Origin of the sequence: Ammoniphilus sp. YIM 78166 (assembly GCF_004522215.1) — a bacterium.
Classification (GTDB): domain Bacteria; phylum Bacillota; class Bacilli; order Aneurinibacillales; family RAOX-1; genus YIM-78166.
In genome coordinates, this window is record NZ_SDLR01000004.1 from 61,680 (window position 1) to 75,733 (window position 14,054).

The following is a 14,054-nucleotide window of genomic DNA, read 5'->3' on the forward strand; positions in this document are numbered from 1 at the left end:
TACAGCTCCTTTTCTTATGTCATCCTCAGCTTGATTGAGGTCTTCACTTCCTGAATGAATTTTTCATTCTCCCTATATAATTGTTCAGCCTCAGCCAAGGCAATTTCTTCAAACTGAATCTCATCTCCAGGCTTTAGCTGGGCGATCAAAGGAATGTCTGCCACCGCCACCTGAGCAATCCTAGGGTACCCGCCAACCGTTTGCCGATCGGCCAACAAGATGATGGGATTGCCATCTGGCGGCACTTGAACGGTTCCTAGGGCCACTGCCTCAGAAATCATCTCGATCTTTTCCGTCAATTGCATCGCTACCCCTGAAAGCCGGTATCCCATGCGATCGGACTGCGCTGATACCTTAAAGGTCTCGTTAAAAAATTGAACTCGGCTATCTGAAGTAAAAAATTCATATTGGCTACCCTTCGTTGCCCGAATTCGAACAAGCTTTGACCCTTTCGAAACCGGATTTCCTGCAATGGACCAGGAGGTCGTAGCGAATCGGCAACTTGACAACTTTTCGGAACCTTTACTAAACCAGGCAAGCGACTGTCCTGTAGGCTCCTTGATCGTGATCTGATCCCCTTCCTTTAAGGCTCTCCCCTCGTATCCTCCGAGTCCCGCACGCATATACGTGCTCTTGCTCCCCATAACCTCAGGAATATCGAATCCTCCGGCGAAGGCCACATACGCTCGGCAACCGGATCGGCAGGCTCCAAACTTAAGAATGCTTCCTCCCTTGACCCACACCGGCCTGCGCATAGGTACGCTAAGACCATCAATCTCTGGGGACAAATCCCCTCCGGTAATCGCGAGCAACGTATCCTTGTTCAATCTCAGCGTGGGACCTAGTAGGGTGATCTCTAAAACTGCCTCCCCCTCCGCATTACCTACTAACAGGTTGGATAACCTCATGGCTAGGGAGTCCATCGCCCCGCTAACGATCACTCCATGCTTCTGATATCCATATCTCCCTAGATCCTGAACCGTTGTCAGCAAGCCTGAACGAAGCACCTCCACACTCATCATCCATTCCTCCCATACTGTTTGTATTCCTCAAGGGTAATCGGACGAAACCGGATGACGTCGCCAGCTTGAAGTAGACTCGGCGGACTCTCATTCGGACGAAACAGCGCTAACGGCGTTCGGCCAATCAACTGCCATCCACCCGGTGTTTCAATGGGGTACACCCCCGTTTGGCTGCCGGCAATTCCAACCGAGCCCGCTGGAATCGAGATCCTAGGGCTAGATCTCCGAGGGGTCGCGATTCTCTCGGACATCCCCCCTAGGTAGGGGAAACCAGGAGCGAATCCGATCATATAGACAAGATATTCCGCCTCTGAATGGATCTTAATGACTTCCTCTACACTGAGTCCATTCTGCTCTGCGACAAATTCCAGATCCGGGCCAAACTCCCCGCCATAGCAAACCGGTATCTCCACGGTCTTCGGTACATACTGCGTGCTCTCTTGAATCTGATTCGAAGCTTCCCTGAAGAAAACGGATACAGTATCAAACGACGATTCCATTGGATTGTATAACACCGTTACGCTCGAAAACGAAGGAATATATTCAATCATGCCTGGAAAAGGATTTCGGTCCAAATATTCCGACAGGGTCTTCACCTTGCGGTGAATGTCCGGATCAATCCCGGTACCCAAAACCACCCGAACAGCCGTCTCTCCCAATGGGGATAGCTCATATGTGAACATGTCATCACCCCTATACCGTAATTCGGAATGTTAATTCCGAAATTTAGATTATAGAATAATAATACTTTCTAAATAATAAAATTACAAGAAAAAACGGCTGGTAAACCAGCCGTAATTTATAGAACCCCATATTGTTCATCCCGTTGATCCGTAATGAACATATGACCAGGAGCATGCGTGATCATGAGTTTGGGTTTAACTTGCATGGCTACCGCTTGAGGAGTAACACCACAGGCCCAGAAAACCGGAACCTCCCCCTCTTTAATCGCGACCGCATCACCAAAATCAGGCTTGTGGATATTTTGAATCCCGATCGCTTCCGGATGACCGATATGAACCGGTGCTCCATGAACCGCAGGAAAACGAGACGTGACCTGAACCGCCCGCACCACGTCCTTCTCTGGAATCGGGCGCATACTGACCACCATAGGACCTTCAAACCTGCCGGCTGGAGTACAAGGTATAGATGTCTTATACATCGGTACGTTGCAGCCATCCTCGATATGACGAATCGAGATCCCATTGTTCATTAAGGCACTCTCGAATGAAAAGCTGCATCCAAGAAGAAAGGCCACCATATCGTCTTGCCAATATCCTGTGATATCGGTCACCTCATCGACCCACTCCCCATCCCGATAGATTCGATACTTCGGAATATCGGTGCGGATATCCGCATCCGGCGCCACGAGGCGAGGGACAGGAGATCCCGCTTCAGTCACATCTAGAACCGGGCAAGGCTTGGGGTTGCGCTGACAGAACAGCAGAAAATCAAAAGCCAATTCCTTCGGCAAAATGGCCAAATTGGCTTGCGCATACCCGTTGGACATCCCCGCTGTGGGCTTTACCCAACGTCCTTCTCGAATCCACTGGCGCGCCTCGGCTGGCGATAATTGAGCGATGTTACTCATTCATGAATCCCCCTTTGTTATAAAAGAACCGCAGGCCTTTAACCTTCCTGCGGCGTTTGTTAAAAGCCTTATTGGAACAGCTTAGGAATTTGCGTAAACAACGTATAGGCACCCATGTACCCCATCGAAACCACAACTAACGCTCCAAAAGCGGTCATCCAAGCAGGGTGCTTATAGTCCCCTACAATGTTCTTCTTGTAAGCAGCGATGAGCATCACGCCCAAGGACAGCGGCAAGATCAACCCATTGAGGGCCCCGGCTAAGATAAGGACCTTGACCGGTCTTCCTATGGAGATAAATACGAGTGTAGAAAATACAATAAATCCAATAATGACCCACTTGTGATACTTTTCGATGTTTCGATTTAACGTTCGGATAAATGACACGGATGTATACGCCGCCCCAATCACCGATGTGATCGCGGCTGACCACATGACAATCCCAAACAGCTTGTATCCAACATCTCCAGCCGCTAGTTTAAAAACTGAAGCAGGCGGGTTCGCAGGATCTATCTGTAATCCCTGTGCGACGACTCCGAAAGCAGCAAGGAAAAGGAAGATTCTCATAATCGAGGCAATCCCTATTGCCGAGATCGATCCTCTCGTCACCTGAGGAAGAGCTTGTACCCCTTTCACACCGGCATCCAACAAACGATGCCCTCCGGCAAAGGTAATATAACCACCCACGGTTCCACCGACTAAGGTGACGATAGCCAGCATATCAATGGTATCCGGAACAAACGACTTCACGACCGCTTCTCCTACCGGAGGATTGGCTGTAAACAAAACATAGAGCGTAAGTGCGATCATAAGGAAACCCATAATTTGTGCGAAGCGATCCATCAGCTTGCCTGCTTCTCTCACAACAAAGACAGCTACCGCAATAACCGCACTAAACAGTGCCCCCATCTCTGGTGTCACGCCAAAAATAACGTTGGCCCCTAGGCCGGCACCGGCGATATTTCCAATATTAAACGCCAGCCCCCCAAGTACAATGAGGAAAGCTAGAACATAGCCCAATCCAGGCAGCACCATATTCGCTACATCCTGTGCACGCCTTTCCGAAACAACCAGGATGCGCCAGATGTTCATCTGAGCTCCTATATCTAAAATAATTGACACTAAAATAACAAAGCCAAAGCTAGCTGCTAACTGCTGTGTAAACACCGTGGTTTGCGTCAAGAAACCCGGGCCAATCGCAGAAGTGGCCATAAGAAACGCCGCTCCTAATAGTAAACTCCAATTTGACTTTGGTGCATCCTGCTTCTCTTCTAATGGAAGCTTTCTTGCTGGTTCCAAAGCTCATTCCCCCTTATTTTTAATTTTATTTATGTCCAACCGCACGAATTGAAATTCCAATCCTTTCAAAAGAATCTCGGATCCTGCGGGCAAACTGCAAGGCATGAGGTCCATCACCATGTATACAGACCGTGTCAGCTTCAATCGAAATGACGTCCCCTTGTTGAGAACGTACTTTGCCCTCTTGGACCATTCGAATCACTTGCTGAATCGCTTGATCATCATCGACCACGAGTGCACCCGGTTGATTCCTTGGGGTGAGGGTTCCATCCTTTTGATAAGTCCTGTCTGCAAACACTTCATGGGCCGTTTGCAAACCGATCCTCTTACCCGCTCGAACCAATTCACTTCCGGAAAGGCCAAACAAAATGCACTGAGGATCAACACGATAAACCGCTTCTGCAATCGCTTCCGATAATTGGGGATTAACAGCTGCCATGTTATACAACGCTCCATGTGGCTTTAAATGGCGAACAACTCCTCCTTCCGCGCGTACAAACGCTTGCAAAGCTCCGAACTGATACACCACCATGTCATAGGCCTCTTGGGTGGAGACATTCATATTCCTGCGACCGAAGCCTTGCAAATCAGGCAACCCTGGATGAGCCCCTATGGCAACCCCATTTTCTAACGCTAGCTTCACCGTCTTCCGCATAACCCCTGGATCTCCTGCATGGAAACCGCAGGCGATGTTTGCCGAGCTCACAAACGGAAGAATCTCTTCGTCCATCCCTATTTGATAAGCACCAAAACTCTCTCCTAGATCACAGTTCAAATCAATCTGAGTCATTTGTGTCTCCTTCCCTCGTGTTTTGTTTCGAATTTCGGAATGTAAATTCCGATATTGCCGTTGAATCCATCTTAGTGGATTGCAGTTCACTTTAATATAAGTTTGTGAAAAAACCTGACAATCTATTTCAATTCAGCATTAATTCCGATATACGGAATTATTGTTCCAAGAATCAGATTTGAATTTATTATAATTATCTCAAAACTAAAAATCAATATATAAATTCATGAAAAAAAAAAAAAACACTTTACCCCCCAGTACAATACTGAAGGGTAAACTGTTCCTATCTTAACTTTTCCAACCAAATTTTGCCGATATTTCATTTGCTGCTTTTCTTACCTTCTCAATTAATAAAGGCAGTCGCTCCTCGTTAAACCGGACATCAGGTCCTGCCACACTCAGTCCCCCGAGGATCTTTCCCGTATGATCAAAAATGGGCGCTGCAACCGAAGAGGTGTAGTTCTCCAGCTCCGACTGGCTCACGCTATATCCACTTGCTTTGGATTCGTCTAACGTTTTGCGAAGCATCTCCCTATCTGTGATGGTCCCAAGAGCAATCGGCTTTAACTCAATTTCATTTAGGTATTCCTCTCTCTCCTGATCCGAGAGGTGGGCTAGTATGATCCGGGAGCATGCCCCTGCGTAGAGCGGCGATCGGCGGCCGATCTTCGTATACAGCCGAACTGGGTGTTTGGCATCCAGCTTTTCAATATAAATGGATTCTTGTCCATCCCGCACGATCAAATTCACAGCTTCTCCTATCTCATCACGCAGCGCCTTCATCACCGGCAAAGCAACCTGACGGATATCCAACCGGTCGGCCACTAATTGCCCAAATTGAAGAAAAAGCAGGCCTAACGAATACCTACCTTCCGCATCCTTCGTCAGAAACCCCATGTCTTCAAGCGAGCCGAGCATGCGATGAACCGATGTCTTGGGAATCCCAGAGAGCTCGACCATCTCATTTAAATTCAGCTTGTCGTGCGCCAGAAAAAGATTCAATATATCCATAGACTTCACAACCGTCTTATTTTTGTGTTGCATTTTTTTCACCCCTATTTGCCTTTGCTCTTTCATTATAGCAAATAAGGGAGTTAAACTTTAAACCAATGAAAACTTTTCAAGAACAGAAAAAAACCTATCGCTTCATTCTAGCAATAAGGTTTTTCTCATAATATAACTATCATTTTTCCACTGTTCCTTTAAGTCGTCATTTTCTCTTCGCGATTAAACGCCTCGTTCACATATTTCTTCATCCAAGGAATCATGAAACGGTCAGTGCCCCACGCGTATGCGGCAGTTCCCATTCCTAACAGAACAAAGGCTACAGTAAGTAAAATCGGGTTCGTGCTGATCGTTCCTGCGAGCAGGAAGTTTAAATTCATGAAGGCACCGGCATAAAGAGCTACCGTGGTAAAGGCACCTAGAATCAATCCCAAGCCTACCGCTACTTCTCCCCAAGCCACCAAGAAGTTAAAGAGTTCGACATTCGGCAACGCGAAGCCTTCAAGGAACCCAGCGTACCAACCTTTAACAATCGGATTTTCTCCACTGGCTTTCGCAATCGCTCCGTTTAAATACCCTGTTGCATCAAAGTTTCCAAAAGCCTTTCCCCATCCTGCCGTCAGCCACTGCACCCCTAGCCAAATTCGTACAATTGTCCATAAAGGAACCATATAAGTGCTTCTCATTTTGCCTAACATTTTCATCATATCCTTTCATTAGTGGTAAAGTAAGTATTTGATTAAGCCTTTCTGAACCATTTACTCACCTCCTTCTTTACACTTTTAGTATAAACCATGCGCTCACTAATTGTGATACCTTTCACAATTTTGAAAAACAATGATCATATTTTGGATACGAAAACGTCACCGTTCATCCATTGCATTAAAATAGCTACATACATAGCCCCCTCAATTCCAGGAAATAATAGGATATATTATTTTCCTCTGGAGGGTGTATTGCCGGACATGAAACTGACAGAAGCTGAATTAGCCAACATCGTGAAGGAAGTATTGGAGAATGCAAAGGATGTCAAAAAAACTACGCTTAACGCTTCGGAAGTAGCTAACCTGTGGAATCAGTACATGGGGGATAGCTCGTCCTTCTGTTTTAACTCCTTTTTTCTTCATATCGTAGAGGATGAGGGAGTCCGCGCCATCTTAGAATACGCCTTATCATTGTCAAAGGCTCACCTGACCAAGATCCGGCATTTTTTTCACAATGCCCATTTCCCCATACCCAAAGGTTTTTCATTAGAAGAGGATGTAAATTTTGACGCAGTGCGAACCATGACGGATGATTTTATTTTGTATTTCATGGAGATTATGGCGATCCACGGATTGAATACTTATAGCGTAGCGATCAGCACCTCTGATCGGAAGGATATCCGTGATTATTTCATCGAGTGTAACAGTGAAGCTGCGCAATTATTAAATAAAATTATTGCTCTTAGCAAATCACGAGGACAATATGCAGAGTCCCCCTTAATGCCGCCGCCTGAGGATGTGGAGTTTGTCAACAAAAAAGGATTAATCGCTGATTTATTAGGAGATCCAAAACCTCTAACAGCGACGGAAATCACCAACCTTTGGTTCAATCTTAAAAAAGGTGTTCTGGCTAAGACTGGTGCACTAGGCTTTGCACAAGTAGCCGAATCGGAGGACGTTCGCGATTTCCTAGTTCGTTTGGTTGAAATTACAGAAAAACACTTGCGCGAGCTTGGTGAAATCATGCTGACTGATCATCTTCCGGTACCCCGAAATTGGGATTCCGACCTTACCACCTCGACCATTAGTCCGTTTTCAGATAAGCTGATGATGTTCCACGAAGGCTTTAAGATAAGTGCTGGTATCGCTTATTATGGTACAGGGATAGGAACCTCCATGAGGGCCGATGTCATCGCCACCTACAGCAATGCCCTCGTTGATTATGTCAAGCTGGCCAATGAATGGTTATCGATCATGGTTAAACACCACTGGCTAGAAAAGCAACCGGGAGCAGCAGACAGAAAATCTTTAATACAGAAATAAGATGAAAAAGACCTCATTGCCCTGTGCAGTCAGGTCTCTTTCAAAGGGTCCAGCCTTTTCTCCATCCTGCCGTCAAACACCCCTCATAGTGGATAGACTTAGAATAAACCGTCCGAGTACCGATTGTGCCTCCTTTCACAAAATCGAACAAGAGAGAGCATCCCATGAATACTAGATAATTCGGTTAATTTTACGGGACGCTTTTTGTCCAACAAAGTCCAAAAATGCAGTCTCCCAAAAATCAGACACCTGTATTACTATAATGAAAAAAAATATAGTGGAGGAATAATGGGTACAAAGATCATCTTGGATTTAGGCAAAAGCGAATATTTGATGTGGCTTTTTCTGAAGGAACGAGACTTTAATAGACCTTCTATGAAGGAAATGGTGAATCATTTTGATAGAAACCCGAGAACCATTAGAAGATGGTTGGCAAGGCTGGAGGATAACGGCTACATCTAATTCCTTTTATTTACCTAATTTTATCTTCTATTTTCACTGTAGCTTCACACAACCAAAATGGAAGTTTATACTAAAAGGTAAATGGTACGAAGGAGAGAGAAATCGATGTCAATCGTAGAAACACTTATTAATCGAAGAGCCATTCGCAACTACATATCCACTCCCATTGAGGAGGAGAAAATTGAAAAACTGCTCAAGGCAGCCACTTATGCACCGAACGACCGCCTGCGCGAGCCCTGGCATTTTTACGTGATCCGAGAGGAATCCAAACAAAACTATCAAGCGATGGCCCTAGAATTTTTACAGGAACGCTTTCCCACAAAGCCACATCTTATTCAAGAGTCAGTTAAAGTATTAGAGCAGACACCTTTAATCATCGTCGTTACCGCTGATGTGATTCCGGGTGACCCTGCCTCTTCCACCGATAATGAATATGCGGCCTGCTGTGCGATTCATTCCATGTGGCTTATGGCTCAAGAGCTGGGACTCGGCATGGTTTGGCGGACTCGAGGTGTAGGACTGGTTCATGACGAACGACTCTACCGTTTCATTGGCTCCCCAGAAAATAAGAAAGTGGTTGGAAGCTTGTTTATTGGTTACCCCCAAGCAGAAGCTACCCCGACCAAACGAACTTCCTACAAGGAAAAAACGACTTGGCTATAAAAAAAAGCCGTGTTTAAGTGTTATCCAACACTAAACACGGCTATCTTACACTTTTTCTCTCCACCAAGGACCCTTGAATCCACTTGGCCATCGGCTCTCGCTCGACTCCCTTGTTTTCGATTTCAGCAATCAACAGTTCAATGGACCATTGAATCATCTGTTCTACCGGCTGACGCCAGGTGGTAAGCGAATAGCCAGACCACGCTGCCAAGGGAATATCATCAAATCCAACAAAGGAGATATCCTTCGGAATGCCAAAGCCCAGCTCTTTTGCTGCATCCATCGCCCCGAGAGCCATGATATCATTGGCACAAAAAATGGCATCTGGAGGCTCCACGCTGCTTAACAAACGCTTCGAGGCCTCGAAGCCTCCTTCATACGTATAGTGGCCGATATCGGTGATCAAGGAATAACCATGCCGATTAAGGGATCGCCGAACCCCCTGCTCCCGATCCTGACTTGTCGAGGTATTCGGATTTCCTGCGATGTAAGCCATTCGCTTATGACCCTTCTGAATCAAGTACTCCCCGATCTGATCACCCGCGTCCATGTTATCGCAACAGACCGTATGGCAGTGCAGGTTCTGATGGTAACGGTTAAACAAAACAATAGGAATGTTGTTCTCCACGAACGATGATACAACCTTAGAGGAAAGCAAGGCTGAAGTCACAATAACCCCCTCCACGCTGTAGTCCAGAAATTGAGACATCTCTGCGTCCTCAATCTGATCGTTTTCTATATTTACGAAAAGCACTTGGTATCCCAGCTCCCTTAGCTTTTTCGAAAAGCCACCCAACACCTCAGGGTAAAACGGATTTTGGATATCGGCCATCGCAACCCCAATCATCCGCGTCCGCTTCGTAATAAGCCCCCTTGCCAAAACATTGGGACGATACCCCAACTCTTGAGCCGCCCGCAACACTCGCTCCCGCGTTTCCTTCGCCACTCGTGCCCCAGGGGTAAACACACGCGATACCGTAGACTGTGAAATACCAAGATACTTAGCTATGTCAGATGCCGTCACTTGCTTATGCATACACAACCCCTCCCAAACAAGCCAATCATACGAGATTATATCATAATTTGTTCGGCGGACGAATTCGGTTGTGGGATAGGGGTGGGAGTGGCGGCTAGATGGGTAGAAGGCGGGCCGGTTGGTTTGGCGAAAAGGACACCTGATCCGGCGAAACTCACGATCGGTCCGGCGATTTCCACACCACGTCCGGCAAATCCCGCCCTGGCCGTCCATGCCACTGCCAGGCCCGGACCTCAGTCCGGCGAAAAAACAGCCTGATCCGGCGAATCTCACGATCGGTCCGGCGATTTCCACACCACGTCCGGCAAATCCGCCCTGGCAGCCCATGCTACCTGCCCGCCCGGACCTCAGTCCGGCGAATCTCACGATCGGTCCGGCGATTTCCACACCTCGTCCGGCAAATCCCGCCCTGGCCGCCCATGCCACTGCCAGGCCCGGACCTCAGTCCGGCGAAAAAACAACCTGATCCGGCGAATTTCACGATCGGTCCGGCGATTTCCGCACCTCGTCCGGAAAATCCGCCCTGGCCCTCACCTCGCCCCCAACCCCAACAACCCCAAAAGGGTACCCAATTCTGGATACCCTCAACGAACGTTTTACTTTTCAACTGCAACCTTGCCATAGCGGCGCACGCGTAAACGAGCTTGTTCAGCATGGCCAGCAAAGTTCTCGATGTCACATAAACGGGCACAATACTCCCCGATCATGGCTGTGGCTTCTGGCTTGACCTTTTGATAGGTGCAAGTTTTGATGAACTTTCCAACCCATAGGCCGCCGGTATAGCGAGCGGCTCCTTTGGTAGGAAGCGTGTGGTTGGTTCCGATGACTTTATCTCCGTAAGCCACGTTGGTTTCTGGTCCGAGGAAAAGGGCTCCAAAGTTTTTCATGTTATCCAAGAAGTACTGTGGATCCTTTGTTAAAACTTCCACATGTTCATAAGCAAGCTTATCAGCTTCTACGACCGCTTCTTCCAAACTATCTACTACGATGACAATACCGTAATCCTCCCATGCCACTCGTGCGACGTCAGCGGTTGGCAATACTTGGAGCTGGCGTTCGATTTCAACCAAGGTTTCTTGGGCGAGCTTCTCTGAAGTTGTGATAAGTGCCGATGGTGAAGTCGGTCCATGTTCGGCTTGGCCTAGCAGATCCGTAGCGATCATCTCAGCGTCAGCTGTCTCATCAGCAATCACTAAGGTTTCGGTTGGGCCTGCCAATAGGTCAATTCCCACTCGACCAAACAATTGGCGCTTGGCTTCGGCTACATAGGCGTTACCCGGCCCTACCAACATATCGACGGGTGCAATAGTTTCGGTTCCTAACGCCATCGCAGCCATAGCCTGAACCCCCCCTAGAATATAGATCTCATCAGCTCCCGCCAACGCCATAGCCGTAACTGTGGCTGCAGGGATCTCTCCATTAATAGGAGGGGTACATGCAATAACCCGCTGGACTCCAGCTACTTTTGCCGTTAACACACTCATATGAGCGGAAGCCACCATCGGGTAACGTCCACCTGGAATATAACATCCCACGCTGTTTACCGGAATATTTTTATGCCCTAACACGACACCCGGAAGCGTTTCTACTTCAATATCCTGTAGAGCGGACTTTTGGGCCTCGGCGAATCTTCTTACGTTGGCTTGAGCAAATTGAATATCCTCGATTACTTGTGCGGGGACTCCCTGAATAATCTCTTCAATTTGCTCCGGGGTTAGACGGAACGATTCTGGCGACCACTTATCCAACTGGCACGATAATTCCCGTACCGCTGCGTCTCCCCCTTGCTTGATATCTTCAATAATCTTTTCGACTGTTTGTCTCACCAGTGCTTCGGCTTTTGCCTGCTCACTTTGGCTTTTACCTGTTTTAATAAATGTCGCCATGAAAAATCCCCCTCTGGTTAATTGCATACGTATGCACAAAAACCCGTCATAATCTCATAAACTGAACTGCTATGTTATCCCAATTATATAATGCATACGTATTCACATCAAGCAAAACTTTTCAGCTAGCCTTCTTTCTCATTTTCATCACAGCTTGGTCATAAAAAGGATACATTTTACTTTTATAATGGTCGGATAGCGTGTCGCGAAAGGAGATCAAGCAGTGGATACAAAATGGACTAAGACTTGGGATCAACTATGGGAGCGGATAGAAGGGGAAAGGAGAAAGTCTAGGCGGGAAAAACGAACAGAAAAAGAATCGATACAGGTATACACCTTAGGGGATGAACAGCTCGATCAGCTTGAAAAAGCGGTTCGCAAGCGTAATATTCCTCTTTCCCAAGCCATCCAGGAAGCGATTGATTTATATTGCCAACACCAGGAAATGGACACCCTTCCGAAGATCAGAGAAGAACGCAAGGAACAAAACCCCCTTTTACGTTTGGAAGGCCTCTGTGTTCGAGGAGGAGACCTAGGATGACACAAGAACAATTACAAGAGCAAGCTGTCTTTTTGGATCGGTCGGCTCTAGAAGCATTCATGAACCCGAGCCATCCGTTTTATCGAAGGGCTGCCTCCTTTTTCTACGGTCTAGATGACTTTAAACAGCCCTTGGTTACCATCAACCTCATGATTTACGAGCTTCATGAACGGATTCGCGAACAGGCAGGTCCCGAACAGGCACAATTTTTCATTAACGTCATGAAACGGGCAGAGCAGGTAGGGGTATTGAGAGTGATTGCAGTAAATGAATCGATTGAGCAGGAAGCTGCACGCCTCATGCTTGAGCATCATGAAGACGGCTTGTCTTTTCTCGAAGCCTGTACGTTAGTGGTGATGCACGACCTAGGGATCCAGCGCCTCTTTTCCTTTAGCAGTCAATGGAATCGAATATCCTTGGATTGGTCCCATTTGCAGATCGTTCCTACATCATGAAAAGAGTCTTACAAAACAAAAGAAGGGCTTCTCTCAACCTGTTATGTTGAAGAAAGAAGCCCTTTTTTAAGGCTACTACCTTAATTTCCACAAGTAATATTTCTCAAATGCAATCTTCATTAAATGCGGAACCGTTCCGTCCATAGCCCACTCCATAATGGAAGAGCTCGATTTAGAATTTGGATACCTAAAAACAAACATACCCCCATTCGTACCAAGCTCCATTAGACCTAGTAAACTGTCCTCATATTCTTTAGTTTGAGATTTACCTTTTAGTCTTAACAATATGTTTTCCGCAGCGATATGTCCCTGTAATTCTGCAGCACGTCCAGTTTTAATAACTTGCTGGTTAGGTAACAAATTTGCATCTCCGACAACGTATATATTTTCCCATTGAACGGATTGCAGAAAGGTATTCACTGTAATTAAACCATTTTGGTGATTCAACTCTTTTGATGAAAAGATAAACTCGGCCCCTTTGTATGGGGGTAATATGAGTGAAAAGCCATAAGGAATAGCTACGCCATTACTGAAGAATAAGTTCTCTTCATCAACTTTCTGCAAGTTAACATCACAGTGGTAGGCAATTCCTTTTTCTTGCATGTGAGTTTTTAAAATTTCTGTGACGTTCTTTCCGCCATGGTTAAGGAGATCTTTCTCATATGTGAAGTAGGTAATCGAAGGGTTTCGTCTTTTTTGCTTAAGGTAAGCGTCTAATTCGAATAAAAACTCATATGACATCCAAGAAGAAGGGTTTCCTTGTGCCACACCAATGATAATGGGTTTTTGGGAATCCAAACTTTCAATTTCTAGCTTTGTTTTTAAAGCATCTTCAGCAAAGTATATCGATGAAGTATTACCCCTTAATCCTTCTATTTTCGCATAATCCGGGAATGCCCCCGTAGCTATAACAGCGTAATCATAATCCAAGGCAGATTGATCATGAAACACGATCCTATTTTCTCTAGGCATAATCTTTGAAACTTGCTTCTGGATAAATTTTACCCCAGCTTTGTCTAGAGTCGGTGCCAAAAGAAACGAAATATCCTCTATCTTCCGTTGCCCGAAGGGAACCCATAGCAGTGAAGGCCTAAATATAAAATTTGATTTATCTGCAATTAAGACAACTTCATGATTACTTTCCCTCATCTTTTCGCCTAGTCTCAACGCGGTATTTAGTCCTCCAAACCCTCCACCTAAAATAACTATTCGCATAGGAACCACCTTCAAAATATCATTTCCCTGTATTCTCTATTTTTTACTAAGGATTGAATTTTT

General features: G+C 46.3%; 16 protein-coding genes. 6 read left to right on the forward strand and 10 right to left on the reverse strand.

Features of this window, described 5'->3' with window-relative positions; all coding sequences use genetic code 11:
* Positions 1-14 precede the first annotated feature (14 nt).
* The 7 genes from EIZ58_RS16890 to EIZ58_RS16920 form a co-directional block, all read right to left on the reverse strand.
* The gene (locus EIZ58_RS16890) at positions 15-1,019 is read right to left on the reverse strand and encodes a 5-oxoprolinase subunit C family protein (protein WP_134702840.1); all 1,005 of its coding nucleotides are present in this window, start codon (positions 1,017-1,019) and stop codon (positions 15-17) included.
* Entirely contained in the window at positions 1,019-1,705 is a 687-nt protein-coding gene (pxpB, locus tag EIZ58_RS16895; protein WP_134702073.1) for a 5-oxoprolinase subunit PxpB, read from the reverse strand. Before pxpB ends, EIZ58_RS16890 begins: the two co-directional genes overlap by 1 nt.
* A 116-nt stretch (positions 1,706-1,821) precedes the next feature.
* Positions 1,822-2,613: a putative hydro-lyase gene (locus EIZ58_RS16900; protein WP_134702074.1), complete on the reverse strand. Its 792-nt coding sequence runs from the start codon at positions 2,611-2,613 to the stop codon at positions 1,822-1,824.
* A gap of 68 nt (positions 2,614-2,681) precedes the next feature.
* Positions 2,682-3,824 (reverse strand): NRAMP family divalent metal transporter, encoded by a 1,143-nt coding sequence (locus tag EIZ58_RS16905; RefSeq protein ID WP_134702841.1) that lies wholly within the window; start codon positions 3,822-3,824, stop codon positions 2,682-2,684.
* Positions 3,825-3,936: 112 nt separating this feature from the next.
* Positions 3,937-4,701, reverse strand: a complete 765-nt coding sequence (locus EIZ58_RS16910) for a 5-oxoprolinase subunit PxpA (RefSeq protein ID WP_134702075.1) — start codon at positions 4,699-4,701, stop codon at positions 3,937-3,939.
* A 288-nt stretch (positions 4,702-4,989) separates the two neighbouring features.
* Positions 4,990-5,745: an IclR family transcriptional regulator gene (locus EIZ58_RS16915; protein ID WP_134702076.1), complete on the reverse strand. Its 756-nt coding sequence runs from the start codon at positions 5,743-5,745 to the stop codon at positions 4,990-4,992.
* Positions 5,746-5,903: 158 nt separating this feature from the next.
* Entirely contained in the window at positions 5,904-6,392 is a 489-nt protein-coding gene (locus tag EIZ58_RS16920; RefSeq protein WP_134702842.1) for a DoxX family protein, read from the reverse strand.
* A gap of 279 nt (positions 6,393-6,671) precedes the next feature.
* Here EIZ58_RS16920 and EIZ58_RS16925 point away from each other — a divergent pair, with 279 nt between their 5' ends.
* From EIZ58_RS16925 to EIZ58_RS16930, 3 genes are all read left to right on the forward strand, one after another.
* Complete coding sequence (locus tag EIZ58_RS16925) at positions 6,672-7,733, forward strand: DUF3231 family protein (protein WP_167577763.1); 1,062 nt, start codon at positions 6,672-6,674, stop codon at positions 7,731-7,733.
* Between the two features lie 288 nt (positions 7,734-8,021).
* Positions 8,022-8,195, forward strand: coding sequence for a helix-turn-helix domain-containing protein (locus tag EIZ58_RS33490; RefSeq protein ID WP_167577764.1), 174 nt, complete (start codon positions 8,022-8,024; stop codon positions 8,193-8,195).
* A 105-nt stretch (positions 8,196-8,300) separates the two neighbouring features.
* Entirely contained in the window at positions 8,301-8,858 is a 558-nt protein-coding gene (locus EIZ58_RS16930) for a nitroreductase family protein (RefSeq protein ID WP_134702078.1), read from the forward strand.
* Positions 8,859-8,898: 40 nt separating this feature from the next.
* On the opposite strand, the gene EIZ58_RS16935 is transcribed toward EIZ58_RS16930, so the two are convergent.
* On the reverse strand, positions 8,899-9,894 hold the full coding sequence (locus tag EIZ58_RS16935; protein WP_134702079.1) for a LacI family DNA-binding transcriptional regulator: 996 nt from the start codon (positions 9,892-9,894) through the stop codon (positions 8,899-8,901).
* Here EIZ58_RS16935 and EIZ58_RS16940 point away from each other — a divergent pair.
* Positions 9,889-10,152: a hypothetical protein gene (locus tag EIZ58_RS16940; RefSeq protein ID WP_134702080.1), complete on the forward strand. Its 264-nt coding sequence runs from the start codon at positions 9,889-9,891 to the stop codon at positions 10,150-10,152. The genes EIZ58_RS16935 and EIZ58_RS16940 overlap by 6 nt on opposite strands.
* Before the next feature lie 338 nt (positions 10,153-10,490).
* Here the strand turns inward: EIZ58_RS16940 and hisD are convergent, their stop codons facing one another.
* On the reverse strand, positions 10,491-11,780 hold the full coding sequence (gene hisD, locus EIZ58_RS16945) for a histidinol dehydrogenase (protein WP_134702081.1): 1,290 nt from the start codon (positions 11,778-11,780) through the stop codon (positions 10,491-10,493).
* A 223-nt stretch (positions 11,781-12,003) separates the two neighbouring features.
* Between hisD and EIZ58_RS16950 the strand changes: the two genes are divergently transcribed.
* Together EIZ58_RS16950 and EIZ58_RS16955 are read left to right on the forward strand one after the other, a co-directional pair.
* Positions 12,004-12,321 carry a hypothetical protein gene (locus EIZ58_RS16950; protein WP_134702082.1) on the forward strand — a complete coding sequence of 106 codons (318 nt, stop codon included), beginning with the start codon at positions 12,004-12,006 and terminating at the stop codon, positions 12,319-12,321.
* Positions 12,318-12,776, forward strand: a complete 459-nt coding sequence (locus EIZ58_RS16955) for a type II toxin-antitoxin system VapC family toxin (RefSeq protein WP_134702083.1) — start codon at positions 12,318-12,320, stop codon at positions 12,774-12,776. The genes EIZ58_RS16950 and EIZ58_RS16955 overlap by 4 nt, the downstream gene beginning before the upstream one ends.
* A 75-nt stretch (positions 12,777-12,851) precedes the next feature.
* On the opposite strand, the gene EIZ58_RS16960 is transcribed toward EIZ58_RS16955, so the two are convergent.
* Positions 12,852-13,991, reverse strand: coding sequence for an NAD(P)/FAD-dependent oxidoreductase (locus EIZ58_RS16960; RefSeq protein ID WP_134702084.1), 1,140 nt, complete (start codon positions 13,989-13,991; stop codon positions 12,852-12,854).
* Positions 13,992-14,054 lie beyond the last annotated feature (63 nt).

Bases quoted from the DNA above. Each gene is read 5' to 3' on its own strand.
- EIZ58_RS16935 (WP_134702079.1), bottom strand. From the start codon at position 9,894: ATGCATAAGCAAGTGACGGCATCTGACATAGCTAAGTATCTTGGTATT.
- EIZ58_RS16900 (WP_134702074.1), bottom strand. From the start codon at position 2,613: ATGAGTAACATCGCTCAATTATCGCCAGCCGAGGCGCGCCAGTGGATT.
- EIZ58_RS16930 (WP_134702078.1), top strand. From the start codon at position 8,301: ATGTCAATCGTAGAAACACTTATTAATCGAAGAGCCATTCGCAACTAC.
- EIZ58_RS33490 (WP_167577764.1), top strand. From the start codon at position 8,022: ATGGGTACAAAGATCATCTTGGATTTAGGCAAAAGCGAATATTTGATG.
- EIZ58_RS16890 (WP_134702840.1), bottom strand. From the start codon at position 1,019: ATGAGTGTGGAGGTGCTTCGTTCAGGCTTGCTGACAACGGTTCAGGAT.
- EIZ58_RS16925 (WP_167577763.1), top strand. From the start codon at position 6,672: ATGAAACTGACAGAAGCTGAATTAGCCAACATCGTGAAGGAAGTATTG.
- EIZ58_RS16940 (WP_134702080.1), top strand. From the start codon at position 9,889: ATGCATACACAACCCCTCCCAAACAAGCCAATCATACGAGATTATATC.
- EIZ58_RS16905 (WP_134702841.1), bottom strand. From the start codon at position 3,824: ATGGCCACTTCTGCGATTGGCCCGGGTTTCTTGACGCAAACCACGGTG.
- pxpB (WP_134702073.1), bottom strand. From the start codon at position 1,705: ATGTTCACATATGAGCTATCCCCATTGGGAGAGACGGCTGTTCGGGTG.
- EIZ58_RS16960 (WP_134702084.1), bottom strand. From the start codon at position 13,991: ATGCGAATAGTTATTTTAGGTGGAGGGTTTGGAGGACTAAATACCGCG.
- EIZ58_RS16920 (WP_134702842.1), bottom strand. From the start codon at position 6,392: ATGAGAAGCACTTATATGGTTCCTTTATGGACAATTGTACGAATTTGG.
- EIZ58_RS16910 (WP_134702075.1), bottom strand. From the start codon at position 4,701: ATGACTCAGATTGATTTGAACTGTGATCTAGGAGAGAGTTTTGGTGCT.
- hisD (WP_134702081.1), bottom strand. From the start codon at position 11,780: ATGGCGACATTTATTAAAACAGGTAAAAGCCAAAGTGAGCAGGCAAAA.
- EIZ58_RS16955 (WP_134702083.1), top strand. From the start codon at position 12,318: ATGACACAAGAACAATTACAAGAGCAAGCTGTCTTTTTGGATCGGTCG.
- EIZ58_RS16915 (WP_134702076.1), bottom strand. From the start codon at position 5,745: ATGCAACACAAAAATAAGACGGTTGTGAAGTCTATGGATATATTGAAT.